Origin of the sequence: Streptomyces mauvecolor (assembly GCF_039532965.1) — a bacterium.
GTDB lineage: Bacteria > Actinomycetota > Actinomycetes > Streptomycetales > Streptomycetaceae > Streptomyces > Streptomyces violascens.
Map to the genome: position 1 here is coordinate 38,800 of NZ_BAAASQ010000013.1, position 24,732 is coordinate 63,531.

21 protein-coding genes, 1 tRNA gene and 1 pseudogene are annotated in these 24,732 nt (G+C 69.8%); 13 read left to right on the forward strand and 10 right to left on the reverse strand.

Features of this window, described 5'->3' with window-relative positions:
- Positions 1 to 13: 13 nt before the first annotated feature.
- The gene (locus ABD346_RS19300; protein WP_344376333.1) at positions 14 to 1,333 is read right to left on the reverse strand and encodes a sensor histidine kinase; all 1,320 of its coding nucleotides are present in this window, start codon (positions 1,331 to 1,333) and stop codon (positions 14 to 16) included.
- 154 nt (positions 1,334 to 1,487) lie between these two features.
- On the opposite strand from ABD346_RS19300, the gene ABD346_RS19305 reads away from it, so the two are divergent.
- The 4 genes from ABD346_RS19305 to ABD346_RS19320 all read left to right on the forward strand — a co-directional run bounded on the left by ABD346_RS19305 (position 1,488) and on the right by ABD346_RS19320 (position 5,171).
- Entirely contained in the window at positions 1,488 to 2,372 is an 885-nt protein-coding gene (locus ABD346_RS19305) for a hypothetical protein (RefSeq protein ID WP_344376334.1), read from the forward strand.
- Between the two features lie 47 nt (positions 2,373 to 2,419).
- A tRNA-Gln gene (locus ABD346_RS19310) sits at positions 2,420 to 2,490 on the forward strand.
- 130 nt (positions 2,491 to 2,620) lie between these two features.
- Positions 2,621 to 4,069 carry a bifunctional UDP-N-acetylglucosamine diphosphorylase/glucosamine-1-phosphate N-acetyltransferase GlmU gene (glmU, locus tag ABD346_RS19315; protein WP_344376335.1) on the forward strand — a complete coding sequence of 483 codons (1,449 nt, stop codon included), beginning with the start codon at positions 2,621 to 2,623 and terminating at the stop codon, positions 4,067 to 4,069.
- A 127-nt stretch (positions 4,070 to 4,196) separates the two neighbouring features.
- Positions 4,197 to 5,171, forward strand: coding sequence for a ribose-phosphate diphosphokinase (locus tag ABD346_RS19320; protein WP_114039280.1), 975 nt, complete (start codon positions 4,197 to 4,199; stop codon positions 5,169 to 5,171).
- Between the two features lie 52 nt (positions 5,172 to 5,223).
- On the opposite strand, the gene ABD346_RS19325 is transcribed toward ABD346_RS19320, so the two are convergent.
- Positions 5,224 to 6,111, reverse strand: coding sequence for a serine hydrolase (locus ABD346_RS19325; RefSeq protein WP_344376337.1), 888 nt, complete (start codon positions 6,109 to 6,111; stop codon positions 5,224 to 5,226).
- Positions 6,108 to 7,058: a LysR family transcriptional regulator gene (locus tag ABD346_RS19330; protein ID WP_344376340.1), complete on the reverse strand. Its 951-nt coding sequence runs from the start codon at positions 7,056 to 7,058 to the stop codon at positions 6,108 to 6,110. The genes ABD346_RS19325 and ABD346_RS19330 overlap by 4 nt, the downstream gene beginning before the upstream one ends.
- A 225-nt stretch (positions 7,059 to 7,283) precedes the next feature.
- On the opposite strand from ABD346_RS19330, the gene ABD346_RS19335 reads away from it, so the two are divergent.
- The 3 genes from ABD346_RS19335 to ABD346_RS19345 all read left to right on the forward strand — a co-directional run bounded on the left by ABD346_RS19335 (position 7,284) and on the right by ABD346_RS19345 (position 9,128).
- A complete protein-coding gene (locus ABD346_RS19335; RefSeq protein ID WP_344376341.1) occupies positions 7,284 to 7,871 on the forward strand; it encodes a 50S ribosomal protein L25/general stress protein Ctc in 588 nt (195 codons plus the stop codon).
- Positions 7,872 to 7,987: 116 nt separating this feature from the next.
- Positions 7,988 to 8,584 carry an aminoacyl-tRNA hydrolase gene (pth, locus tag ABD346_RS19340; protein ID WP_189961526.1) on the forward strand — a complete coding sequence of 199 codons (597 nt, stop codon included), beginning with the start codon at positions 7,988 to 7,990 and terminating at the stop codon, positions 8,582 to 8,584.
- Between the two features lie 76 nt (positions 8,585 to 8,660).
- Positions 8,661 to 9,128: a hypothetical protein gene (locus ABD346_RS19345; RefSeq protein ID WP_344376342.1), complete on the forward strand. Its 468-nt coding sequence runs from the start codon at positions 8,661 to 8,663 to the stop codon at positions 9,126 to 9,128.
- A gap of 219 nt (positions 9,129 to 9,347) precedes the next feature.
- On the opposite strand, the gene ppc is transcribed toward ABD346_RS19345, so the two are convergent.
- Positions 9,348 to 12,077 (reverse strand): phosphoenolpyruvate carboxylase, encoded by a 2,730-nt coding sequence (gene ppc, locus ABD346_RS19350; protein WP_344376343.1) that lies wholly within the window; start codon positions 12,075 to 12,077, stop codon positions 9,348 to 9,350.
- Positions 12,078 to 12,294: 217 nt separating this feature from the next.
- Here ppc and ABD346_RS19355 point away from each other — a divergent pair, with 217 nt between their 5' ends.
- The 3 genes from ABD346_RS19355 to ABD346_RS19365 all read left to right on the forward strand — a co-directional run bounded on the left by ABD346_RS19355 (position 12,295) and on the right by ABD346_RS19365 (position 16,016).
- The gene (locus tag ABD346_RS19355; protein ID WP_344376345.1) at positions 12,295 to 13,293 is read left to right on the forward strand and encodes an acyl-CoA desaturase; all 999 of its coding nucleotides are present in this window, start codon (positions 12,295 to 12,297) and stop codon (positions 13,291 to 13,293) included.
- Positions 13,290 to 14,012: a TetR/AcrR family transcriptional regulator gene (locus tag ABD346_RS19360; protein ID WP_189961530.1), complete on the forward strand. Its 723-nt coding sequence runs from the start codon at positions 13,290 to 13,292 to the stop codon at positions 14,010 to 14,012. Before ABD346_RS19355 ends, ABD346_RS19360 begins: the two co-directional genes overlap by 4 nt.
- 270 nt (positions 14,013 to 14,282) lie before the next feature.
- Entirely contained in the window at positions 14,283 to 16,016 is a 1,734-nt protein-coding gene (locus ABD346_RS19365; protein WP_344376347.1) for an FG-GAP repeat domain-containing protein, read from the forward strand.
- Between the two features lie 62 nt (positions 16,017 to 16,078).
- On the opposite strand, the gene ABD346_RS19370 is transcribed toward ABD346_RS19365, so the two are convergent.
- Positions 16,079 to 16,450: a VOC family protein gene (locus ABD346_RS19370; RefSeq protein WP_344376348.1), complete on the reverse strand. Its 372-nt coding sequence runs from the start codon at positions 16,448 to 16,450 to the stop codon at positions 16,079 to 16,081.
- 13 nt (positions 16,451 to 16,463) lie between these two features.
- A complete protein-coding gene (locus ABD346_RS19375; RefSeq protein ID WP_344376350.1) occupies positions 16,464 to 17,315 on the reverse strand; it encodes a trans-aconitate 2-methyltransferase in 852 nt (283 codons plus the stop codon).
- A gap of 131 nt (positions 17,316 to 17,446) precedes the next feature.
- Between ABD346_RS19375 and ABD346_RS19380 the strand changes: the two are divergent.
- Positions 17,447 to 17,984 (forward strand): annotated as a pseudogene (locus tag ABD346_RS19380) (MarR family winged helix-turn-helix transcriptional regulator).
- Here ABD346_RS19380 and ABD346_RS19385 read toward each other — a convergent pair.
- Complete coding sequence (locus ABD346_RS19385; protein ID WP_053724555.1) at positions 17,943 to 18,707, reverse strand: LuxR C-terminal-related transcriptional regulator; 765 nt, start codon at positions 18,705 to 18,707, stop codon at positions 17,943 to 17,945. The pseudogene ABD346_RS19380 and the gene ABD346_RS19385 overlap by 42 nt on opposite strands.
- 263 nt (positions 18,708 to 18,970) lie before the next feature.
- On the opposite strand from ABD346_RS19385, the gene ABD346_RS19390 reads away from it, so the two are divergent.
- Entirely contained in the window at positions 18,971 to 19,414 is a 444-nt protein-coding gene (locus ABD346_RS19390; RefSeq protein ID WP_344376353.1) for a GNAT family N-acetyltransferase, read from the forward strand.
- 229 nt (positions 19,415 to 19,643) lie between these two features.
- Here ABD346_RS19390 and galK read toward each other — a convergent pair whose 3' ends face one another.
- The 3 genes from galK to galT are packed head-to-tail and all read right to left on the reverse strand — an operon-like array spanning position 19,644 to position 22,802.
- On the reverse strand, positions 19,644 to 20,789 hold the full coding sequence (gene galK, locus ABD346_RS19395) for a galactokinase (RefSeq protein WP_344376354.1): 1,146 nt from the start codon (positions 20,787 to 20,789) through the stop codon (positions 19,644 to 19,646).
- Entirely contained in the window at positions 20,782 to 21,750 is a 969-nt protein-coding gene (galE, locus tag ABD346_RS19400; protein ID WP_344376355.1) for a UDP-glucose 4-epimerase GalE, read from the reverse strand. Before galE ends, galK begins: the two co-directional genes overlap by 8 nt.
- Positions 21,747 to 22,802: a galactose-1-phosphate uridylyltransferase gene (gene galT / locus ABD346_RS19405; RefSeq protein ID WP_344376357.1), complete on the reverse strand. Its 1,056-nt coding sequence runs from the start codon at positions 22,800 to 22,802 to the stop codon at positions 21,747 to 21,749. Before galT ends, galE begins: the two co-directional genes overlap by 4 nt.
- Positions 22,803 to 23,048: 246 nt before the next feature.
- On the opposite strand from galT, the gene ABD346_RS19410 reads away from it, so the two are divergent.
- Positions 23,049 to 24,719, forward strand: coding sequence for a sodium:solute symporter family protein (locus ABD346_RS19410; protein WP_344376358.1), 1,671 nt, complete (start codon positions 23,049 to 23,051; stop codon positions 24,717 to 24,719).
- Positions 24,720 to 24,732: the final 13 nt, after the last annotated feature.

The following is a 24,732-nucleotide window of genomic DNA, read 5'->3' on the forward strand; positions in this document are numbered from 1 at the left end:
AGCCCCAGGGACGCTACGACACCACCGGAGCCCGGTCCGGCAGCACCGCCGACACCCGGAACCCACCCGCATCCGTCGCCCCCGACACAAACACCCCGCCCAGCGCCGTCACCCGCTCCCGCATCCCCACCAGCCCATTGCCGCCGGACGGCAGCCCCGCGTCCGCCGTGACCCCGTCCGCAGGACCGTTCTCCACCTGCATCGCCACCTCGGCCTCCCGACGGGCGAGCCGCACCATCACCTTCGCGCCCGCCGCATGCTTGTGCACATTGGTCAGCGCCTCCTGGATCACCCGGTACGCCGTCTGCTCCACCAGCGCGTCATACCCGCGCGCCTCCCCCTGCACCATCAGCTCCACCACCATCCCGGCCTCCCGGGACTGCCCCACCAGAGCCTCGATGTCCGCCAGACAGGGCCCCTCCTCCGCAGCCGCGGCAGCCACCGCCGCAGCCACCCCCACCGCCACCAACGGCACCGGATCCACCCGCACCGCCACCGGCTGCTGATCGGCGGCCCGCAACACCCCGAGCATCTCCCGCAACTCCGTCAACGCCTGCCGGCCCATGTCACCGACCAGCGCCGCGTTCTTGACCGCCTTCTCCGGATCCTTACGAGCCACCGCCTGCAACGCCGCCGCGTGCACCACCATCAACGACACCCGGTGCGCCACCACGTCATGCATCTCCCGGGCGATCCGCGTCCGCTCCTCCGTACGCGCCCACTCCGCCCGCTCCTCGGCCCGGTCCGCGAGCAGCGACAACTCCCGCTCCAGCGAATCCGCCCGCTCCCGCAACGACTCCATCAACCGCCGCCGCGCCCCTATATACAGTCCGTACAGCAGCGGCGGCCCCGCGATCCCGAGCGACATCACCACCGAGAGCAGCGGCACATACCAGCGCCCCGGGTCGTAATCACCCCGCTCCACGCTCTGATGCATCCGTACGAACGTGACGATGAACGTCCCCGCCACCGACATCCCCGCCAGGGCCGCCGTGATCCGGCGCGGCACGTCCGACGCGGCCAGCGTGTAAAGACCCACCACGCTCAGAACGAAACCCATGCTGGCCGGCGTCACCGCCACCGACACCAGCACCACGGCGATCGGCCACCGGCGCCGCAGCACCAACGACGCCCCCGCGACAAGGCCGAGCAACACCCCGGCCGGCACGGGCAACCCCGCGTCCCCCGCGAAGCCCACACCCTCCAGCGCACACTCCAGCGCGGAGATCAACCCGAGCAGCACATCCAGCACCGCGCTGCGCCTGCGTTCCCACCACCACCAGCCACGGGAGGTCAACCCCGTGGCTTCCTGGTAAGCCCCCGTTGCGGTCATAGCTCCCAGACTACGGGCGGGCGCGAACGTTTTTCCGTCGGCATACGCAGCACGAAATCGCATCGAACACGCCAGAAATCGGTGATCATCCCCCGATGCAGTGAATCGACCGGATATTCGAGCGGACATCCGCATTCCGGACGAGCGTGTCCGTATGACATCGACCACACCCGGCAAATACGCCGACTTCGAGGGCCTGCGCGAGCAGGCCCTCGCCCTGCGCCGAGAGGGCCTCAGCCGCCGCCAGATCCGCGACCGCCTGTTCGTCCGCAGCGAAGCCCTACTCACCCGGCTGCTGGAGGGCGAGCCGCCGCCCGAGTGGACCAAGCGCCCCAACGCCAAGGACGGGAAGAGGCTCAGGGCCAGGGAACTGCGGCAGCAGGGCTTGACGTACGCAGAGATCCAGGAGCAGCTACAGGTCTCCAAGAGCTCCATCTCCGCCTGGGTCCGTGACCTCCCGAAGCCGGCACCACGGTGGACGCACGTCGAGCGGATGCAGCGCCTGGACGCGGCGCACACGGCCTTTCGCCATGAGCGGGATGCCGAACGGGCAAGCCTTACGGAAGGGGCCACACGGGAGATAGGCGACCTCAGCGACCGCGAGCTCCTCCTGGTCGGCGCCGCGCTGTACTGGGCAGAGGGCACTAAGGACAAGGCCTACGCACGCCGGGAATGCCTGACGTTCATCAATAGCGACCCGCACATGATCCGGCTCTACGTGCGATGGCTCGGCCTCCTGGGCGTCGAAGCCCACAGGCTGCGCTGCACCCTGCACGTACACGCCTCCTCCGACGTGGACGAACTGACCCGCTTCTGGTCCGGGATCACCGGCGTGCCGGAAGACGCGTTCCTCAAGCCGAGCATCAAGCGACACACCTCCACCCGCCTCAACCGCGGCCAGGGGTACCGCGGCTGCCTGCGCGTCTCAGTCACCGGCAGCGCACGGCTGTATCGCCAAGTCGAGGGCTGGTGGCGCGGGATGGCAGCTTGGGCGACGTCACAAGACGACGTCGCGCCAACGCCCCCAGGTGCGGCATAGTAGGGGCTGCATCCGCGCCCGATCAACAAAATCGGACATAGCGGTAATCCCGGGTCGTCTAAGGGCAAGACGGGAGATTTTGGTTCTCCTCATGGGGGTTCGAGTCCTCCCCCGGGAGCCCAGCGGGTTGGGTCCTGACTGCACCAGTCAGGACCCGCCGCGTTTTCCCCCGCCCCCACCCCGATTTCATCCGCGAAACCCCCCGGTATCCTTCGGGTGTCCACCCCCCGAAGCCGAAGGGCACCTCCGTGAGCGCAACCCGCCCGGCCGCCGTCGTCGTCCTCGCCGCGGGTGAGGGCACCCGCATGAAGTCGGCCACTCCCAAGGTTCTGCACGAGATCTGCGGGCGCTCGCTCGTCGGCCATGTCGTGGCGGCCGCTCGTGAGCTGGAGCCCGAGCACCTCGTCGTGGTCGTGGGCCACGCCCGCGAGCAGGTGTCCGCCCACCTCGGCGCCATCGACGTCGACGTGCGCACCGCGGTCCAGTACGAGCAGAACGGCACCGGCCACGCCGTCCGGATGGCGCTGGAGGAGCTGGGCCAGACCATCGAGGGCACGGTCGTCGTGGTGTGCGGCGACACCCCGCTGCTGACCGGCGCGACGCTGGCGGAGCTGACCCGTACGCACGAGACGGACCGCAACGCGGTCACCGTGCTGACCGCCGAGGTCGCCGACTCCACCGGCTACGGCCGCATCGTGCGGGACAACGTCTCGGGTGCGGTGACCGCGATCGTCGAGCACAAGGACGCGACCGAGGCGCAGCGCGCGATCCGCGAGATCAATTCCGGTGTGTTCGCGTTCGACGGCGCTTTGCTGGCGGATGCGTTGGGCAAGGTGCGGACGGACAACAGTCAGGGTGAGGAGTACCTGACTGATGTGCTGGGAATTCTGCGTGAGGCGGGGCATCGGGTCGGTGCGTCGTTGGCGGGGGATTTCCGGGAGATTCTGGGGATCAACAATCGGGTGCAGTTGGCCGAGGCGCGTCGTTTGCTGAATGACCGGCTGCTTGAGCGGGCGATGCTGGCCGGTGTGACGGTGGTGGATCCGGCGACGACGTTCGTCGATGTCCAGGTGACGTTCGAGCAGGATGCCGTGGTGCTTCCCGGTACTCAGCTGCTGGGTTCGACGCATCTGTCGTCGGGTGCCGAGGTGGGCCCCAATTCGCGTCTGACGAACACGGTCGTGGGCCGGGGTGCCCGGGTCGACAATGCGGTGTCGTACGACTCGGAGGTGGGCGAGGGGGCGACGGTGGGCCCGTACGCCTATCTGCGGCCGGGTACGCGGCTTGGTGTGAAGGCCAAGATCGGTACGTACGTCGAGACGAAGAACGCGACGATCGGTGAGGGGACGAAGGTTCCGCATCTGTCGTATGTGGGGGACGCGACGATCGGTGAGTTCACGAACATCGGCGCGGCCAGTGTGTTTGTGAATTACGACGGTGAGGCCAAGCACCACACGACGATCGGCTCACACTGCAAGACGGGTTCGGACAACATGTTTGTTGCTCCTGTCACAGTGGGGGACGGTGCTTACACCGCTGCGGGTTCGGTGATCACGAAGGATGTGCCGCCGGGTTCGCTGGCTGTCGCCCGTGGCCAGCAGCGGAATATCGAGGGTTGGGTGGAGCGCAAGCGTCCGGGAAGTGCTGCCGCGCAGGCTGCTCAGGCTGCGGCCGAGCAGTCGGGCGGGGAGAACTGACCGGATTCGGGTGCGTCTTTCACGGCGTACCGTGATAGATGCGACAGGTGCACATATTCGGCCGGCTCGCCGCGACAGGGACCGCGGTGGGTTCGGCGGCATCGAACACGTCTGAGGAGACTGTGCTGTGACCGGGATCAAGACGACCGGCGAGAAGAAGCTGATGCTCTTCTCCGGCCGCGCCCACCCCGAGCTGGCCGAGGAGGTTGCGCACCAGTTGGGTGTGGGCCTCGTGCCGACGAAGGCCTTCGACTTCGCGAACGGTGAGATCTACGTTCGTTTCCAGGAGTCGGCGCGTGGTGCGGACTGCTTCCTGATCCAGAGCCACACGGCTCCGATCAATAAGTGGATCATGGAGCAGCTGATCATGATCGACGCCCTGAAGCGGGCGTCGGCGCGATCCATCACCGTGATCATTCCGTCCTACGGCTATGCCCGTCAGGACAAGAAGCACAAGGGCCGCGAGCCGATCTCGGCGCGTCTGGTGGCCGATCTGCTGAAGACGGCGGGTGCGGACCGCATTCTCACCGTCGACCTGCACACGGACCAGATCCAGGGCTTCTTCGACGGCCCGGTGGACCACCTGACCGCGCTGCCGGTGCTGGCGGACTACGTGGGTGCGAAGGTCGACCGCTCTAAGCTGACGATCGTGTCTCCGGACGCGGGCCGCGTACGGGTCGCCGACCGCTGGTGCGACCGTCTGGACGCGCCGCTGGCCATCGTGCACAAGCGCCGTGACAAGGACGTCGCGAACACGGTGACCGTCCACGAGGTCGTCGGTGACGTCAAGGGCCGGGTCTGCGTCCTGGTGGACGACATGATCGACACGGGTGGCACGATCTGCGCCGCTGCGGACGCGCTGTTCGCGCACGGTGCGGAGGACGTCATCGTGACGGCGACGCACGGCATCCTGTCGGGGCCTGCCGCGGACCGTCTGAAGAACTCCAAGGTGAGCGAGTTCGTGTTCACGAACACGCTGCCGGATCCGTCGGATCTGGAGCTCGACAAGATCACGGTGCTGTCGATCGCTCCGTCGATCGCCCGCGCGGTGCGCGAGGTCTTCGAGGACGGCTCGGTGACGAGTCTCTTCGAGGAGAACTAGCTTGTAGCTGTAGGGAGTTGGGGCCGCGTCCGATGTCGGGCGCGGCCCTTCTTCATGCCCGGGGGCCGGTGGCCCGCAGCGCGTCGACGGCGATTCTGGCGGCGCGTCCGATGGCGGCGTCGGCGGCGGGCAGGGTGGCGGCGGTGGAGGCGGCGCGGGTGAAGACGGCGACGGCGTAGCGCCCCCCGTCGGGGTATTCGACGACGCCGGCTTCGTGGCGGAGCGTGGGCAGGGTGCCGGTTTTTCCGCTGACGCGTACGTCGTCGAAGGGGAAGCCGGAGGCGAGGCGGTGGCTCCAGGCCTGGACGCCGAGGACGGCGCGGAGTTCGTCGCCCCAGGGTCCTTCGCAGACTTCGTCGCGCCAGATGGCGGTGAGCAGGGCGGCCATGTCGCGGGGGGTGGAGCGGTTGGTGCGGGTGGGGTCGAGGACGGTGAGGCGGGCGACGGCGGCGGGGTCGACGAGGGCTGCGGGGCCGCTGCGGCCGGTGTCGGTGACCATCGTGGCGTAGAGGCCGGCCTGGTTGTGGACGGCGATGGTGCGGGTCAGTCCGAGGGCGTTCATGGTGGCGTTGACGGTGTCGAGGCCGATGTGGTCCCAGAGGAGGTCGGCGGCGGCGTTGTCGCTGACGGCGATGGCGAGGGAGGCCAGGTCGCGCAGGGAGAGGCGGGCCGCGTCGCGCATGACGGCGAGCCCGGTGGGGCCGGGGGCGCGCCCGCCCGCGGGGATGTCGAGGGGGGTGGTGGGGTCGATGCGTCCGGCTGAGGCTTCGCGGTAGAGGGTGGCGACGAGGCACAGCTTGTGGACGCTGGCGGTGGAGACGGGGGTGTCGGCGCCCAGGGTGATGGCGGCGCCGGTGTCGATGTCGGTGGCGCAGAGGGATCCGGTGGTGCCGGCGTCGGTGAAGGCGGCGGTGATGCGGCTGCGTACGGGGGTGTTCACAGCGGGAACTCCGATGCGGGGCGGGGGAAGAGGCGCCGCTGGGGGGCGGTGGGGATGAGGCCCGCGGTGTCGCGCAGGACGTCGTGGGCGGCTTCGGTGAAGAGGCGGACGGCGGGGCCGTCGCGTCCGGCGGGCCAGGCGGTGGAGGTGCGCCAGGTGAGGGGGTTGGCGCGCAGGGGGCGCCAGGTGGTGCCGGGTTCGGGGGCCGGCCGGGGCAGGAGGGCGACGACGTGGGTGCCGGACAGGATGAGGGCGCGGGTGAATTCGATGCCGGCGACTTCGCGGACGGCGCTGGGGGTGCAGCCGTGGCGGGCGCAGGCGGTGAGGGTTTCGTCGTGGAGGGCGGGGGCGCCGGCGCGGGGGAAGAGGACGAGTTCGCGGCCGTCGAGTTCGCGTACGTCGATCTCGGGGTGGGCGGCGAGGGGGTCCTGGTCGGCGAGGAGGGCGCCGAGGGGCTGGTGGAGCTGGGGGCCGAAGCCGAGGCCGGTTGCGGGGCAGGGGTGGCGGACGATGCCGGCGTCGAGGGTGCCCGCGGTGAGTTCGGCGGTCTGGTCGGCGGTGTCGAGTTCGCGGAGGTCGAGTTCGCCGCCGGGGCTGCGTTCGCGGTAGGCGGTGAGGAGGGCGGCGACGGTGGCGCCGCCGAGCTGGGGCGGGACGGCGGCGCGCAGGGTGCCGGCGGCGCCTCCTTGGACGCGGCCGACGAGGGTGCGCAGGCGGTCGGCGGCGTCGAGGAGGGTGTCGGCCTCGGCGAGGACGAGGCGTCCGGCGGGGGTGAGGGTGGCGCCGGTGCGTCCGCGGTCGAGGAGGCGGACGCCGAGTTCGCGTTCGAGGCGCTGGATGCGCTGGGAGAGGGAGGGCTGTGCGACGCGCAGGCGTTCGGCGGCGCGGCCGAAGTGCTCTTCTTCGGCGACGGTGCGGAAGTACCTGAGGTGCAGCAGCAGGTCCATGAACAGCAAGAATAGGCGAACGGCTATGAAGCGCGATCTGATAGCCGGGCAGCGGGGTCTGATCCAATTGGGCGGGTGGGGGGTGGCCGGGTAGTCTGGGGAAGTTGCTCGGCGAGGGAGGCCGTACCTGAGGTACGGCGGTCCGTTATCGACGCGCTCTTCGTAGCAGGCCAGTCGTGGCCGGGTGACCGCCAATTTCTGGTTCACCTTCTACGAGGAGTGCACATGTCCGAGGTCAAGCTCGCCGCCGACGTCCGTACCAGCTTCGGCAAGGGCGCCGCCCGCAGCATCCGCCGTGCGAACAAGGTTCCCGGTGTCATCTACGGTCACGGCACCGAGCCGGTCCACGTGACCCTGCCGGGCCACGACCTGCTGCTCGCGCTGCGTACGCCGAACGTCCTGCTGTCCCTGGACATCGACGGCAAGACCGAGCTCGCCATCCCGAAGGCCGTCCAGCGCGACGCCATCAAGGGCTTCCTGGTCCACGTCGACCTGCTGCTCGTCAAGAAGGGCGAGAAGGTCACGGTCGAGGTCGCGGTGGAGACCGAGGGCGACCTGGCCCCGGGCAGCTTCCTGGTCGAGAACGTGCTGAACACGCTCTCCGTCGAGGCCGAGGCCACCCACATCCCGACCTCCGTCTCGGTCTCCATCGAGGGCCTTGAGGCCGGCGCGGCCATCCACGCCAAGGACATCAAGCTCCCGGCCGGCACCACCCTGGCCACCGACCCCGAGGCCGTCGTCATCCAGATCCTGGCCGCGCAGGCCGAGGAGCCGGCCGCCGAGACCGAGGCCGCCGAGGGCGCCGAGGCCTGAGCCGCACGCTCTGCCTGAGTTCCGTGCCGGGCACGGACTCCGACGGGGCGGCGGGCCACAATGGCCCGCCGCCCCGTTTTTTTCTTGCTCTGTGTACGTGAGGAGAAGCAGCCCCCATGACGACCGACGACGCGAACGCACCCTGGCTGATCGTGGGCCTGGGCAATCCGGGTCCGGAGTACGCGGCGAACCGGCACAACGTCGGGTTCATGACCGTCGATCTGCTCGCCGAGCGGATGGGGGGCAGGTTCAAGGCGCACAAGGCGCGGGCGCAGGTGGTGGAGGGGCGGATCGGTCCGCCGGGTCCGCTGAACCGCCGGGTGGTACTGGCGAAGCCGCTGTCGTACATGAATCTTTCGGGTGGCCCGGTGACGGCGCTGCGCGACTTCTACAAGGTTCCGGTGGCCAACATCGTTGCGATTCATGACGAGTTGGACATCGATTACGGGGTGCTGCGGCTGAAGCTGGGCGGCGGGGACAACGGGCACAACGGCCTGAAGTCGATCACGAAGTCGCTGGGGGCGGACTATCACCGGGTGCGGTTCGGGATCGGGCGGCCGCCGGGGCGGATGCAGGTGGCGGACTTCGTCCTGAAGGACTTCTCCTCGACGGAGCGCAAGGAGCTGGGTTACTTCGTGGACCGCGCGGCGGACGCGGCGGAGGCCTTGGTCATCGAGGGCCTGGAACGAGCCCAGTCGACGTACAACTCCTGACAAGGGCGGCGAAGCACCGCCGCCTCTCTGGGGAGAGGTTGACCGAACGTATCGTCACCCGCCAGGATCGCGCCCCATGACGAAACGGAGCCGTACCTTCCTGCTGTACGTGCGGCGGGCCGCGATGGCCCTGGTCGCCGCGCTGCTCCTGGTCGCCGGGTTCTGGTCGTCGTGGGGCACCGCCCAGCACGTGGTCCTGGCGAAGGGCCGCGACCACGGCACGCTGACGGTGACGAGGTGCGCGGACGACGTGTGCACCGGCCCCTACCGGCCCTCGGCGGGCTCGTCGGCGCACCCCGGCATGACGATCGCCGAGTCGGTGGCGGTCCGCCGGGGCGCCCGGATACCGGTGGTCGTGAAACCGGGCACGACGCAGGCGGTACGCAGCGGGGCAGCGGGCCTCCTGTACGCCTGGCTCCCCCTGGCGGGGGCGCTGCTGCTTGCGGCCCTGGTGATCGGCGGGGGGTTGCGGATGCCGCGGACGGGGTGGGTGGCGGGGTTGCTGGGCGCGGCGGCGATGGTGGCAGCATTCATCACCCTGTAACTCCGGGGGCACTGCCCCCGCCCCCGCGGCGAGTGAACGTCGTTCGCGTAGTTCCCCGCGCCCCTGGCTGGGTTGTCCTTGGCGGCGGGCTCATGCGGGCATGCCCCCTGGGGCGTCGGGCGATCGCGGGCCTCCGGGGTCTGGGGCGGAGCCCCAGGAACGGCCACCGCCCCTTCCCAGCCCCCGGAGGGTTGTGGGAAGGGGCGGGGTGGGGAGAAATCAGCCCGTGTTGCGCAGACCGGCCGCCACACCGTTCACCGTGAGGAGAAGGGCACGGGACAGCAGCGGATCAGCGGGCTCGCCCCGCTCGGCGGCAGACCGCTGGCGGGCCAGCAGGGCGACCTGGAGGTAGGAGATCGGGTCCAGATACGCGTCCCGGATCGCGAAGGTCTGCTGCAGCACCGGGTTCGCGCCGAGCAGTTCCTCACCCCCGGTGATCCGCAGAACCTCCCGCACCGTCAGCTCGTGCTCCGCCTCGATCGCCGCGAACACGTGCTTCAGCTCGTCCGGCACGAGCGTGTCGACGTAGTGCCGGGCGATCCTGAGGTCCGTCTTCGCGAGCGTCATCTCCACGTTGGAGAGGAAGTTGCGGAAGAAGTGCCACTGCTCGCTCATCTCGTCGAGCACCGTGTCGAGCCCGGCCTCGCGCAGCGCCTTGAGGCCCGAGCCGACGCCGTACCAGCCGGGCACGATCTGCCGGGACTGGGTCCAGCCGAAGACCCACGGGATCGCGCGCAGGCCGTCGAGGCCCGCACCCGAGTCGGGCCGGCGCGAGGGCCGCGAGCCGAGGTGCAGCTCGGCGAGCTGGTCGACGGGGGTGGAGGCGAAGAAGTAGGCCGGCAGGTCCGGGTCCTCGACCAGCTTGCGGTACGCGGAGTGCGCCGCGTCGGACACCGTGTCCATGGCCGCGTCCCAGCGCGCGAGCGCCTCGTCGGACTGGCGGGGCGCGGTGTGCAGGGCGGACGCCTGGAGGGTGGCCGCCACCGTGAGTTCGAGGTTCTCCCTGGCCAGGGACGGGATGAGGTACTTGTCGGAGATGACCTCGCCCTGCTCGGTCACCTTGATCTCGCCCTCCAGGGTGCCCCAGGGCTGGGCGAGGATGGCGTCGTGCGAGGGGCCGCCGCCGCGGCCGACGGTGCCGCCGCGGCCGTGGAAGAGGCGCAGCCGCACCCCGTACCGGTGCGCGACGTCGCGCAGCCGGCGCTGGGCGCGGTGGATCTCCCACTGGGAGGTGGTGATGCCGCCGAACTTGGAGGAGTCCGAGTAGCCGAGCATGACCTCCTGGACGTCGCCGCGCAGCGAGACGAGGCGGCGGTAGGACGGGTCGGCCAGCATCTCGTCGAGGATGACGTCGGCCGCGCGCAGCTCGTCCGTGGTCTCCAGGAGCGGCACGATGCCGATCTTGGCCCAGCCGCCGTGCAGGTCGAGCAGGCCGGCCTCGCGGGCGAGGACGGCGGCGGCGAAGACGTCGTCGGCGCCCTGGCACATCGAGATGATGTACGACTCGATGACCTCGGGCCCGAACCGCTCGAAGGCTTCGGAGATCGTCCCGAACACCCCGAGGGTCTTGGCCCCCGCCGCGTCCAGCGGAGCGGGAGTGGGCGCGAGCGGGCGCCGGGACCTCAGCTCCTTGGCGAGGAGCTTCTGCCGGTAGTCGCGCGGCATGTCGGCGTAGCGCCAGGACTCCTCGCCGAGCCGGTCGAAGAGCTGGCCGAGCGCGTGGTGGTGGGCGTCCGCGTGTTCGCGTACGTCCATGGTGGCGAGCTGGAGGCCGAACGCGGCGAGCGTGCGGATCGTACGGTCCATGCGGCCGTCGGCGAACAGGGCGCCGCGGTGGTCGCGCAGGGAGGTCTGGATGAGGGTGAGGTCGGCGATGAGCTCGGCGGTGCCGAGGTAGTCGCGGCCCGGCTGGTGCGGGGTGCCCTTGGCGAGCCGGTCCTTGGTGTGGACGAGCTTCTGGCGGATCGCGGTGGCCTTGAGCCGGTAGGGCTCCTCGGCGTTGAGGCGCTTGTAGCGGGGGCTGATCTCGGGGAGGGCTTCGAGGTCGGCCTGGAGGGAGGAGAGCAGCTCTTCGGTGGCTCCGGCGTAGCGGATGGAGTTGGAGAGCAGCCCCCGCAGGAAGTCGATCATTTCGAGCGCGTCGTTGATGCCGTGCTCGTGCTGGAGGATCAGCACGTCCCAGGTGACCTTGGGGGTCACGTTGGGGTTGCCGTCGCGGTCGCCGCCGATCCAGGTGCCGAAGGTGAGCGGCCGGGTGCCCGGGGGCAGCTCGACGCCGACGCGCTCCAGTTCGGCCGCGAGGTCCTCCAGTACGTCCCCGACGGCGCCGGCGTGGAGCTCGTCGAGGTAGTAGATGGCGTTGCGGGCCTCGTCGGCCGGTTCGGGGCGTACGACGCGGAGCTCGTCGGTCTGCCAGATCAGGTCGATGTTCTCGGCCAGGCGCAGGTCGTGGCGGCGCCGGTCGGAGTCGATGACCGGGGTTTCGAGGAGCTCGGCGATGCGGCGCAGCTTGTTCAGGACGGAGCGGCGGGCGGCCTCGGTGGGGTGGGCGGTGAAGACCGGCCGCACGTTGAGGTTCTTGACGCTCTCGCGGACGTGCTCGGGGTCGCCGTCCTTGAGCATGTCGGCGGTACGGGCGAGGAGGCTGCCCTCGGCGGCACGGTGGGCACGCAGCTCACGGCCGCGGTGGACCTGCTCGGTGACGTTCGCGAGGTGGAAATAGGTGGAGAACGCGCGCACCAGCTTGGCGGCGGTCTCGACTTCGGTGCCGCCGAGGAGTTCGGCGGCGGCTTCGCCGTCGCTCCGGGTCAGCGCGCGGACCCGCTCGACGAGCTCCAGGAGCTCGGGGCCCTCCTGTCGGACGAGGGTCTCGCCCAGGAGGTCACCCAGTCGGCGGATGTCGGCGCGCAGCTCGTGGCTGGCGGAGGGGGTCTGGTCGGCACTGCTCACAGGTGCGGCTCCTTGCAGTGTTTGAGCACGTCTGGAGGGTTCTGGAGGCTTGCGGACCGCGCTGTCCGACGAGACACAGGATAGGTGTCCCGTTCCGCCCCGCCGTCACGGGCTCTTGTCCCCGGCCACGGCACTGCCATACTTACGTTGCCGTAGGTTACGCAACCGTAGCCAGGCAATCCCTCTCGAATTCCTCACCCTGCCGGGGGTACTCCCCATGACCACCAGTCCCGATCTGCTCAAGTCGCCGGACGAGCCTCCGTTGCCGTCCGCGACGCTGGGCGGCGAGAGCAAACGCTCCATCGAGCAGATCGCTCTGCTGCTCTTCATCACGGTGCCCTTCGTGGCGCTCCTCGCGGCGGTGCCGCTCGCCTGGGGCTGGGGGGTGAGCTGGCTCGATCTCGGCCTCCTGGTGTTCATGTACTACCTGGGCTGCCATGGCGTGACGATCGGTTTCCACCGCTATTTCACGCACGGTTCTTTCAAGGCGAAGCGGCCGCTGCGGATCGCGCTGGCGGTCGCGGGCTCGATGGCGGTGGAAGGGCCGCTGGTGCGCTGGGTGGCCGACCATCGCAGGCACCACAAGTTCTCGGACGCGGAGGGCGACCCGCATTCGCCGTGGCGGTTCGGCGAGACGCTGCCGGCGCTGATGAAGGGCCTGTGGTGGGCGCACATCGCCTGGATGTTCGACGAGGAGCAGACCTCGCAGGAGAAGTACGCCCCGGATCTGCTCGCCGACCCGGCGATCCGCCGCATCTCGCGCGACTTCGTGTTCTGGACGGCGCTGTCGCTGGCGGTTCCGCCGCTGGTGGGCGGTCTGGTGACGATGTCGTGGTGGGGCGCGTTCACGGCGTTCTTCTGGGGCTCCCTGGTGCGGGTCGCGCTGCTGCACCATGTGACGTGGTCGATCAACTCGATCTGTCACGCGGTGGGCAAGCGGCCCTTCAAGTCGCGTGACCGCAGCGGCAACGTGTGGTGGCTGGCGGTGCTCTCGTGCGGCGAGTCGTGGCACAACCTGCACCACGCGGACCCGACGTCGGCGCGGCACGGTGTGATGCGCGGGCAGATCGACTCCAGTGCCCGGATCATCCGCTGGTGCGAGCAGCTGGGCCTGGCCCATGACGTGCGCTGGCCGAGTGCGGCCCGTATCGACTCCAAGCGGAACGAGGACGGCGGCCGGTCCCGGCGCAAGGAAAAGGCCGCCGAGGCGGCATGATGGACGACGTGGCGACCGACTCCAGTACCACCCGTACCACCAGCACCTCTGGTTCCTCCCGCTCGGCCGGGGCCCCGGGCTCCGCAGACAAGCCCCGGCGCACCCGCCGGACCCGGATGACCGGCGCCGAGCGCCGGGAGCAACTGCTGGACATCGGTCGCACACTCTTCGCGGAGAAGGGCTTCGAGGGCACCTCGGTCGAGGAGATCGCGGCGAAGGCGGGCGTGTCCAAGCCGGTGGTGTACGAGCACTTCGGCGGCAAGGAAGGCCTGTACGCGGTCGTCGTGGACCGGGAAATGCGCTCGCTGCTCGACGGCGTGACGGGCGCGCTGACGGCGGGGCACCCGCGGGAACTCCTGGAGCAGGCCGCATTCGCCCTGCTCGACTACATCGAGACGTATACGGACGGATTCCGCATTCTGGTCCGCGACTCCCCCGTCGCCCAGTCGACCGGAACGTTCGCCTCGCTGATCTCCGACATCGCGACGCAGGTCGAGGACATTCTGGGCCTGGAGTTCAAGGCCCGCGGTTTCGACGCGAAACTGGCGCCGCTGTACGCGCAGGCACTGGTCGGCATGGTGGCCCTCACCGGGCAGTGGTGGCTGGACGTGCGCAAGCCCAAGAAGGCGGAAGTCGCCGCGCATCTGGTGAATCTGGCCTGGCACGGTTTGGACGGTCTTGAACCGAAACCGCGCCTGATAGGGCACCGCAAAAACTGATACCCACTCCCCCGGACACTCTCCGAGCAACAGCGGACAACATCGGCCCCAATTTTCACTTCAACTGCACAAGAATCCGCTGTAGTCTTCACGCACAATCCCGGGGGGGATTTTCGCCATTCCTCGCGTGCAATCACCCGTGACTGCCTGCAGCGCCGCCACGGCGTGCGTGCCGCGCCTTTTTGCGCGCCCATGCGACGACGAATACGCAGCGATTCCCATTCCCCCCGGATCTACCCGCTTATTCCCATGGGGGGAATTTTGTCCTCTGTGCGCACCAAGCGCGCGAGCCGCCTCGCGGCCTGCACCGCCATCGTTCTCTCGGCGGGCATGCTGCTCGCCGGGCCGGCCTCGGCCGACACCAGCCCGGCGGGGCCGCGCCCGGCTGCGAAGCCGGCGCCCCAGGCCCCGGCGCCCTCGGCCAAGCTGCCCAAGCGCAAGGCCCCGTACGCCGCGACCGGCTCGACCGTCACCACGAAGCCCCGCTTCGACCTGGACAAGGACGGCACCAGCGACCTCTTCTACCGGAGCCTCAACGACCAGGTCTTCCTGGAACCGTGGAAGATCGACACCAACCCGGCGGTCCCCAACAGCTTCGGCGCCTTCAAGGACCTCGTCGAGCCCGGCGACATCGACGGCGACGGCAACCCCGAGCTGTTCGTAGTGTCGCCGACCGGCACGCTCTCGCTCTTCAGCGGTCTGTCCTCCTCGCCGACCAAGGACGCGGACGGCAAGGACAGCCTGAACGTGTTCGGCGGCTCGCTGACCTGGACGAGCAACGGCTGGAATGCCTACAACAAGCTGTTCTCCCCCGGTGACGTCACCGGCGACGGCAAGTCCGACCTCCTGGCCCGTACGCCCTCCGGCGACCTGTACCTGTACCCCGGCACCGGCTCGGTCAGTGGCAGTCCGTTCGGCGACCGGATCAAGGTCGGCAGCGGCTGGGGCATCTACGACCAGCTCGTCGGCGCCGCCGACATGAACGGCGACGGCATCGCCGATGTCGTGGCCCGCACGCCCTCCGGCGACCTGTACTTCTACCCGGGCTCCGGCAGCGCGGCGGCCCCGCTGAGGGACCGGGTCAAGATCGGTAGCGGCTGGGGGATCTACAACCAGCTCTTCAACCTCGACGACAACCAGGGTCACTCCGAAATCGTCGGGCGGGACGCCGCCGGTGCCTTCTGGATCTACGAGTCCGACGGCAAGGGAGGCCTTGGCGCCCGCACCGACATGAACGCCCGGAACTGGTACAGCTCCGACCTGGCCAACACCGGCGGGAACCCCGCTTACGGCAAGAGCGAGCTCATCGGTATCACCAAGTCGGGCACGTTCACCTACTACCGGGCCAAGGGCAACGGCACCTTCTTCGACCCCTACACCGGCACCCCCGGCGCGTGGGCGGGCGCCCCTGAAAACGCGGTCTCCTTCGCCTCCTCCCTGGACAGCTCCTCGCGCTGGGGCAGTTTTCTCCAGGTGAGCTACGACGGCCACCTGTTCGTCGAGAACGCCGACCTCGGCGGCGGCTGGGACGCGTTCAACGGGCTTGCCGGCGTGGGCGACCTGACCGGTGAAGGCAACGGCGACCTGCTGGCCCGCGGCAACAACGGGCACCTGTACCTGTACCCGGGCAACGGGCACGGCACCGGCTTCTACAACCGGGTCGACCTGGGCGCGGGCTGGAACGGGTTCAACAAGCTGGTCGGTGCCGGTGACATCAACGGCGACGGCATCGCGGACCTGCTGGCCCGCGACGGCAACGGCCACCTGTTCGTGTACCCGGGCAAGTCCACCCCCGGCTTCGGCAACCGCATCGACCTCGGCGGCGGATGGAACGGCTACAGCAAGCTCGCAGTCCCGGGGGACATCACCGGCGACGGCCGTGCGGATGTGATCGGTGTCGACGGTTCCGGCACCGCCTGGCGCTACGACGCCAACGGTACGGGCACCTTCAAGGAGCGCGTGAGCCTCGGCGGCGGCTGGAACACGTTCAACGGCCTCTACTGAGCGACTCAGTGATGACGAGTGCCCCGTTCCCCTCTCGGAGAGGGGAACGGGGCACTCTGCGTTCATCCGGAAGCAGGAACCGGCTCCAGGAATTCCAGGCGGTTGCCCACCGGGTCCTCGGAGTAGAAGCGCCGGTGGCCCGGCAGGCTGTCGTCCCGGACGACCTTCGCGCCGCGCTCCTCCAGGCGGCGCGCGTACGCCTCGATCGAGGTGACGCGCAGCCCCGGGTGAGCCTTCTTCGCGGGGCGGAAGTCCTCCTCGATGCCGAGGTGGAGCTGGACCGGCCCGTACCGGAACCAGCAGCCGCCGCGTGCCGCGAGGGCCGGGGGCTTGGGGATTTCGGTCATGCCGAGTATGTCTGCGTAGTACGTCCTCAACTGCGGCTCGCTGCCCGGCGGGGCGGCGAGCTGCACATGGTCGACGGCGGCGAGCATCGGCGAAATTCCCCTATTTCTTCCTGGCCACGGCGAAAATGCGGCGGAACGGGAAGACCGTGCCGTGCGGGCCCGGCGGATAGGCCTCGCGGAGCCGGTCGCGGTATTCGGCGAGCAGAGCGTCCATGGCTTCCTGGTCCCCGTCGAGGGCGGTGAGCACGGGCCGCAGGGCGGTGCCCTTCACCCAGTCGAGGACGGGGTCGGTGCCGGTGAGCAGCTGGCAGTAGACGGTTTCCCAGACATCGGCCTCGCAGCCGAGGTCGGCGAGGCGGGTGAGGTAGTCGGCGGGTTCGAGGATATGGACGTAGCGGCGGCCGTGATCATCGAGGCGGCGGCGCCAGCGCGGGGACTCGCAGAGTTCGGCGAGGATCGCGTGGCTGGGCGAGGTGAAATTGCCGGGCACCTGGAAGGCGAAGGTGCCGCCGGGGCTCAGGCCGTCGATCCAGGCGGGGAACGACTCGGGGTGGTTGGGGACCCACTGCAGGGCCGCGTTGGAGACGATCAGGTCGTACGGTTCGCCCGGCACCCAGTGCGCGGCGTCGGCGACCTGGAAGTCGAGCCAGCCGCCGCCGGCGGTGGTGCCGGCGTGGTCCTTGTCGGCCTGGGCGAGCATCTGCGGCGACAGGTCGAAGCCGGTGATGCGGGCGTCGGGCCAGCGGTCGGCGATGCGGGCGGTGACATTGCCGGGGCCGCAGCCGAGGTCGGCGATCCGCGGCGAGAGACCGCCGATCGCGGGGAGTTCCGGAATGCGGCTGAGCAGGTCGAGGAACGGGCGGGTGCGGTGCCCGGCGTGACGCAGATACTGCTGAGGATCCCAGACCGGTGGCTCGGTCTGTGTGGTGGTCGTCGATGAATCGGAATGCATGTTCGAGCCCCCTTGCAGGTACGGCTGGCCGAAGCGGAACAGGGTCCCGGCCCCTCCATGCCCAATGGTGGCTCGATATATATCTTGACGTCAAGAGACTTCACGTCGACAGACCCTCTACACTGATCGCCATGGAGGACGAGGTCGACCGACTGGTCGCAGCATGGCGNCATGGAGGACGAGGTCGACCGACTGGTCGCAGCATGGCGCCGAGAGCGCCCGGACCTCGACGTGGAACCACTCGAGGTGCTCAGCCGGGTCAGCAGGCTGGCCCGCCATCTCGACCGGGCCCGCAGGCTCGCGTTCGCCGAGCACAGCCTGGAACCCTGGGAGTTCGACGTACTGACGTCGCTGCGGCGCGCGGGCGCCCCCTACCAGCTCTCGCCCGGGCAGCTGCTGACGCAGACGCTTGTCACCTCGGGCACGATGACCAACCGGATCGACCGGCTCGCCAAGAAGGGCCTGGTCGAGCGGCTGCCCGACCCCAGCGACCGGCGGGGGGTCCTGGTGCGGCTCACGCCCGAGGGGCGCGACCGGGCCGACCAGGCGCTCGCCGGGCTCCTCGAGCAGGAGAGGGCCATCCTCGGCGAGCTCAGCCGGGGCCAGCGGGGCGAACTGGCGGCCCTGCTACGCCAGTTGACCGCCCCGTTCGACAACATCCCCGGCTAGGTCGACCGGGCCCACGCCCGCCCGGCGGGCCAGGGCGACGGCCGCGAGCGTGGAGTGCACGCCGAGCTTGCCGAGCACGTTCTGCATGTGGGTACGCACCGTGTGCGGGGACAGGAACAGGCGCTCGGCGACCGCCTTGCGGCCGAGCCCGGCCACCATGCAGCGCAGCACCTCGCGCTCGCGCGGGGTGAGCGACTCGACGAGCCGCTCGGACTCGGTGCGGTGCTTGCGGGCGGCGGTCAGCTCGCGCAGGACGCCCGTGAGCAGTGCGGGCGGCAGATGCGTCTCGTCGCGCAGGACGCCCCGGATGACGGCGAGCAGCCGTTGCAGGGAGCAGTCCTTGGCGACCCAGCCGCAGGCGCCGGCCTGCAGGGCGAGGGCGGCCCGGCGCGGGTCGTCCTTCTCGGCGAGTACGACGGTGCGCACCGCGGGCTGGCCCGAACGCACGCCCGCGACCAGGGAGATGCCGTCCACCAGGCCGTCGGCGCCGCTGTCGGGCACCGCGCGGGCCACCGGGACCGTCGCCGATGTGCCCAAGTCCGCGTCGACGAGCATCACATCGAATCTGCGGCCCTCGGCGGCACCCCGCTCCAGGCAGCGCAGCGCCGCGGGGCCACTGCCCGCGGCGGCGACGTCCACATCGGGCTCCGCCGCCAGGGCCGCGGCGAGCGACTCGGCGAAGATGCGGTGGTCGTCCACCACCAGAACTCGGATACGTACCAAGTGACACCCCCAGGGTCGGGGGACGGACCGGTACGGGTACGGCGCCCGGAGCTGGGTTCACCGCAGTCGCACGGCCGCCGCCGTGCACTGAGTACTACCCCACCCCGGGCGACGTACCCGACTGTCTCGCCCCCTGATCAACACCGGCCCCCACCGGTGTTGTGCATCAGCGTAGGGCCGTGAGCTGTGAGCGGAAGGCACTTTGCAGAACTGATTGAACCCGTGCGGCTACTTGGCGTGCGCGAATGTTTAGGGTGAGTTCCATGTTTCGTATCGAGACAGAAGTGGACAAGGACCGGCAGGCGCAGCTGCATCGGCGGCTGCGGGACACGAATACGGAGCGCTCCCCGGTGCTGCGCGCCCTGCGCGGAACGCCGTCGGAGAAGGAAGTCCCTTTGCACGTCTGGGGGTTGAACGAGGAGGGGCTGCTCGCGGGGGGCCTGGTGGGGCGCACGTGGGCGGGGTGGCTGCACGTCGACCTCCTGTGGATCGAGGCGGGGCTGCGCTCGGGGGGCCTGGGCTCTCAACTCCTCGCCTCGGCCGAGGAGTTGGCGCGCGCCGAGCGGGGTTGCGGATTTTCCCGGGTGGAGACGTGGGACTTCCAGGCGCCGGGGTTCTACCGCAAGCGGGGGTACGAGGTGGTGTGCGCGATCCCCGACTATCCTCCGGGGGTCACGGAGTACACCCTGACCAAGCGCCTGGGCTAGGGCCCCACCCTGCCCGGGGCTCCGCCCCGGACCCCGAGGGACTCGCCCACCCGCCCGCCCGTTACTCAGGGTGGGATGGTTCGGCCCCTGGGGCTGCGCCCCAGCCCCCCTCCACCCCCGGCGGCCACGCGGCACAGCCGCAAAGGGTTGCAGCGGGAAGGGGCGGGGAGGGGCCAACCGGGTCTGGGGCGGAGCCCGCAGCGCACCCCGCCGAACCACCCCGCCCCCCTCACCCCACCCGCCGCGCCCCCTCCGACGGCACCGCCTCGAACACCCTCGGGCGGGTCAGGCCGGATGCCTCGAAGGAGGCGACCAGGGCCTTCGTCACGGGGCCCACCCCCGCCTCCTCCACCAGCACGATCGCCGAGCCCCCGAAACCCCCGCCCGTCATGCGCGCACCCAGCGCCCCCGAGGACACCGCCGTGGACACCACCAGGTCCAGCTCCGCGCAGGACACCCGCAGATCGTCCCGCAGGGAGGCGTGGCCCTCGGTCAGGACGGGGCCGACGCCCCGGACGTCGCCCGCCGACAGCAGCGCCGCCACCCGCTCCACCCGCTCGTTGTCGCTCACCACATGCCGTACGTAGTCCCGTACGATCGGGGACGACAACTGGCCCAGCGCGGTGGGGAGTTGTGCGAAGGAGATCTCGCGCAGGGTCCGTACACCCAGCTCCCGCGCGCCCTGCTCGCAGCCGGCGCGCCGTTCGGCGTACGCGCCGTCCCCCAGCGCGTGCTTCACGCGGGTGTCCACGACCAGGAGTCGCAGACCGTGCGCCGGCAGATCGAAGGGGATCTGGTTCCTGCTCAGGCCCCTCGCGTCCAGGTGCAGCACATGGCCCTCCGTGCAGCACGCCGACGCCGTCTGGTCCATGATCCCGCAGGGGACGCCCACGAAGTCATTCTCCGCGCGTTGCGCCAGACCGGCCAGCTCTTCCATCGACAGGCGGAGTTGGAATACATCACGCAGCGCAAGCCCCGTCACCACCTCCAGCGCCGCCGACGACGACAGGCCCGCGCCCGTCGGTACCGTCGACGTCAGGTGGATGTCGGCGCCCGGCACCTCGTGGCCCGCCTGTCGCAGTGCCCACACCACGCCCGCCGGGTATGCCGCCCAGCCCGCGCCGGACAGCGGCTCCAGGTCGTCGGTCCGGAGTTCCACCACCGGGCCCTCGATGTCCGCCGAGTGGATGCGCAGGACCCCGTCCGTGCGCCGGGACACCGCCGCCACCGCCGTGTGCGGCAGGGCGAGCGGCATGACGAAGCCCTCGTTGAAGTCGGTGTACTCGCCGATCAGGTTGACCCGGCCCGGTGCCGCCCACACCCCCTCGGGCTCGTATCCGTACAACTCCCGGAAGGCGGCGGCCACTTCACTCACCCGGGTGCTCCGTCCGCCGCGCGAACGCCCAGGCGTCCGCCACGATTCCGGCGAGGTCGGCGCGCGAGGGCTGCCAGCCCAGGCGTTCGTGGGCGCGCGCCGCCGAGGCCACCAGGACCGCCGGGTCGCCGCCGCGCCGGCCCGCGACGACCTCCGGGACCGGATGTCCGGTCACCTTGCGTACGGTCTCCACGACCTCGCGGACCGAGAACCCGTTGCCGTTGCCCAGGTTGCAGACCAGGTGCTCGCCCGCCGTCGCCGCGTCGAGCGCGAGCAGGTGGGCCTCCGCCAGGTCGGCCACGTGGATGTAGTCCCGTACGCAGGTGCCGTCCGGGGTCGGGTAGTCGTCGCCGTAGACCGAGATGAACTCCCGCTCCCCCAGGGCCACTTGGAGCACCAGCGGGATCAGGTGGGACTCCGGGTCGTGGCGTTCGCCGCAGTTTCCGTACGCGCCCGCCACGTTGAAGTAGCGCAGCGACACCGCGGCCAGGCCGTGGGCCGTGCACTCGCCCGCGATCATGTGGTCGACCGCGAGCTTGGAGGCCCCGTACGGGCTGGTCGGGGCCGTCGGGTCGGTCTCGGTGATCGGGGTCGAGACCGGTTCGCCGTAGGTCGCGGCCGTGGAGGAGAAGACCAGCGTGCGGACGTCCGCGTCGCGCATCGCCCCGAGCAGCGCCATCGTGCCGCCGACGTTGTTCGACCAGTACTTCTCGGGGTTCACGACCGACTCGCCGACCTGCGAGAACGCCGCGAAGTGGAGGACCGCGTCGAAGGAGAGGTTCAGCCACTTGGCCGCGTCCTGGATGCGGCCCTCGATGAACTCGGCACCCGCCGGGACCGCCTCGCGGAAGCCTGTGGAGAGGTCGTCCAGGACGGTCACCTCGTGGCCGGCCTCGACCAGATGGGCCGCCACCACGCTGCCCACGTACCCCGCACCGCCCGTCACCAGGTACTTGCTCACTTACTGGCCACCTCTCGCAGTCGTTCGGCCGCGGCCTCCGGCGGCACGTCGTTGATGAACACGCTCATGCCGGACTCGGAACCCGCGAGGTACTTCAGCTTGCCGGAAGTGCGTCGGATGGTGAAAAGCTCGAGATGGAGCCCGAACTCCTCGCGGTCGACGGCGCCCTCGCCCCTGAACGGCGCCTGGTGCCAGGCGGCGATGTAGGGGGTGGGCGGCTCGTCGGGGCCGAAGATCCGGTCGAAGCGCCTCAAGAGTTCCAGATAGATCTGTGGGAACTCTGTGCGCGCGCCGTCGTCGAGCGCCCGCAGGTCCGGGACGCGCCGCTTGGGGTGCAGATGGACCTCGTACGGCCAGTGGGCCGCGTACGGCACGAACGCCACCCAGTGTTCGCCTTCGAGGACCACCCGGTCGCCGTCGGCGAGCTCCCGCTCGACCACGTCGTCGAAGAGGTTGCGGCCGCCGGTGCGCTCGCGGTGCTCGGCGAGCGAGCGCAGCATGAGGGCGGTGCGGGGGGTGGTGAAGGGGTAGCCGTAGATCTGGCCGTGCGGGTGGCCGAGGGTGACTCCTATTTCGGCACCCCGGTTCTCGAAGCAGAACACCTGCTGAACTTGGGGGAGTTCAGCGAGTTCGGCGGTGCGGTCGGCCCAGGCCTCCAGGACGAGCGCGGCCTGCTCCTCGGTGAGGTCGGCGAAGGACGCGTCGTGGTCGGAGGTGAAGCAGACGACCTCGCAGCGCCCGGAGTCGCCGGCGAGGGAGGGGAAGCGGTTCTCGAAGACGACGACGTCGTAGTCGGCGGCCGGGATCTCGCTGAGGCGCCCGTCGCGGGATGGGCACAGGGGGCATTCGTCGGCCGGCGGGTGGTAGGTGCGGGCCTGGCGGTGGGAGGCGACGGCGACGGCGTCGCCCAGCAGCGGGTCGCGGCGGATCTCGGACGCGGTCGAGACCGGGTCGAGGGGGCGGGGATCCGTCTCGTCCCGTACGAGGTCGTCCCGCGAGTCGTAGTAGAGCAGCTCACGACCGTCGGCGAGCCGGGTCGACGTCTTCTTCACCTGCAACCAACCTCCACCATCCAACAGAACCGCACACAACAAACCACAAGCCAACAGGCTCCGTCAATGGGCGTGCAAGCGGTTGCTATGGATGATCAAGTACGGCGGCGAAGCGCGACGGCAGGCCGGGCCGAGGTCCACGCTCGATCACAATCAAACAAACAATCTCATCAAAACTGTTCAGTTTCTGAACATGGAGGCGTAGGTTCCCGTCCCGGATCAGTAAGCGCGACGAAGCGAGTACGCATGCAATACCTGGCCGCGGGGCTTCGGCTCCCCACCAACGGGCTCGACTACACGATTCTGGCGATCTACTTCATCGTCGTTCTGGGCATCGGCTTCGCCGCCCGCGCCAGCGTGAAGACCAGCCTCGACTTCTTCCTGTCGGGCCGGTCGCTGCCGGCCTGGGTGACCGGGCTCGCCTTCGTCGCCGCCAACCTCGGCGCCACCGAGATCCTGGGCATGTCCGCGACGGGCGCCCAGTACGGCGTCGCGGTCGTGCACTGGTACTGGATCGGCGCGATCCCGGCGATGGTCTTCCTCGGGCTCGTGATGATGCCCTTCTACTACGGCTCGAAGGTCCGCTCCGTACCGGAATTCCTGCTCCAGCGCTTCGACAAGTCGGCGCACCTGCTGGCCTCGGTGCTTTTCGCGTTCGCCGCGGTGCTGATCGCGGGCGTCAACCTGTACGCCCTCTCGATCGTCGTGGAGGCGCTGCTCGGCTGGCCGCAGTGGGTGGCGATCGTCGTCGCCGGGCTCTTCGTGCTCGCCTACATCACCATCGGCGGGCTGTCCTCGGCGATCTACAACGAGGTGCTCCAGTTCTTCGTGATCCTGGCCGCGCTCATACCGCTGACGATCCTGGGCCTGAAGCGGGTCGGCGGCTGGGACGGCCTGACCGGGTCGCTCAAGGCGAGCCACGGCGACAACTTCCTGTCCGCGTGGGGCGGCACCGGCATCGGCCAGGCCAACCCGCTGGGCGCGAACTGGCTGACCATCGTGCTCGGGCTCGGCTTCGTGCTGTCCTTCGGGTACTGGACGACCAACTTCGCCGAGGTGCAGCGGGCGCTGTCCGCGAAGAACCTGAGCGCGGCCCGGCGCACCCCGCTGATCGCCGCGTTCCCGAAGATGTTCATCGTGTTCCTGGTGATGATCCCGGGCCTGGTCGCGGCCGTGCTCGTGCCCAAGATCGGCACGCCGGGCTCGGACCTGACGTACAACGACGCGATCCCGATGCTCATGCAGGAGCTGCTGCCCAACGGCGTGCTCGGCATCGCGGTGACCGGTCTGCTCGCGGCGTTCATGGCGGGCATGGCGGCGAACGTGTCGTCCTTCAACACGGTGTTCACGTACGACATCTGGGCCAAGTACGTGAAGAAGGACCAGCCGGACGGCTACTACCTGAAGTTCGGCCGCCTGATCACGGCGATCGGGGTGCTCGCCTCGATCGGTACGGCGTTCATAGCCTCCTCCTTCTCCAACATCATGGGCTACCTCCAGACCCTGTTCTCCTTCTTCAACGTGCCCATGTTCGTGGTGTTCGTGATCGGGATGTTCTGGAAGCGGGCGTCGGTGAAGTCGGGGGTGTGGGGACTCTTCGCGGGCACCGCGGCGGCGATGGTCAACTACTTCTGGATCTACAAGCAGGGTGTCGTGTCCATCCCGACCGACCAGGGCGCGAACTTCGTCTCGGCGATCGTGGGCTTCGTGGCGGGTGCGGTGGTGATGGTGCTGGTCACCCTGTTCACAGCGCCGAAGCCGGCCTCCGAGCTCGCGGGCCTCGTCTACGGGACGAAGTCCCCCGGCGTCGAGGAGCCGCCCGCCGAGGGCGACGCGGCCTGGTACCGCCGGCCCGCCCTGCTCGGCTGGGGCGCGATCGCGCTGGCCGCGCTCTGCTACGTCCCCTACTCCTTCTGACTCGGAGGTCACC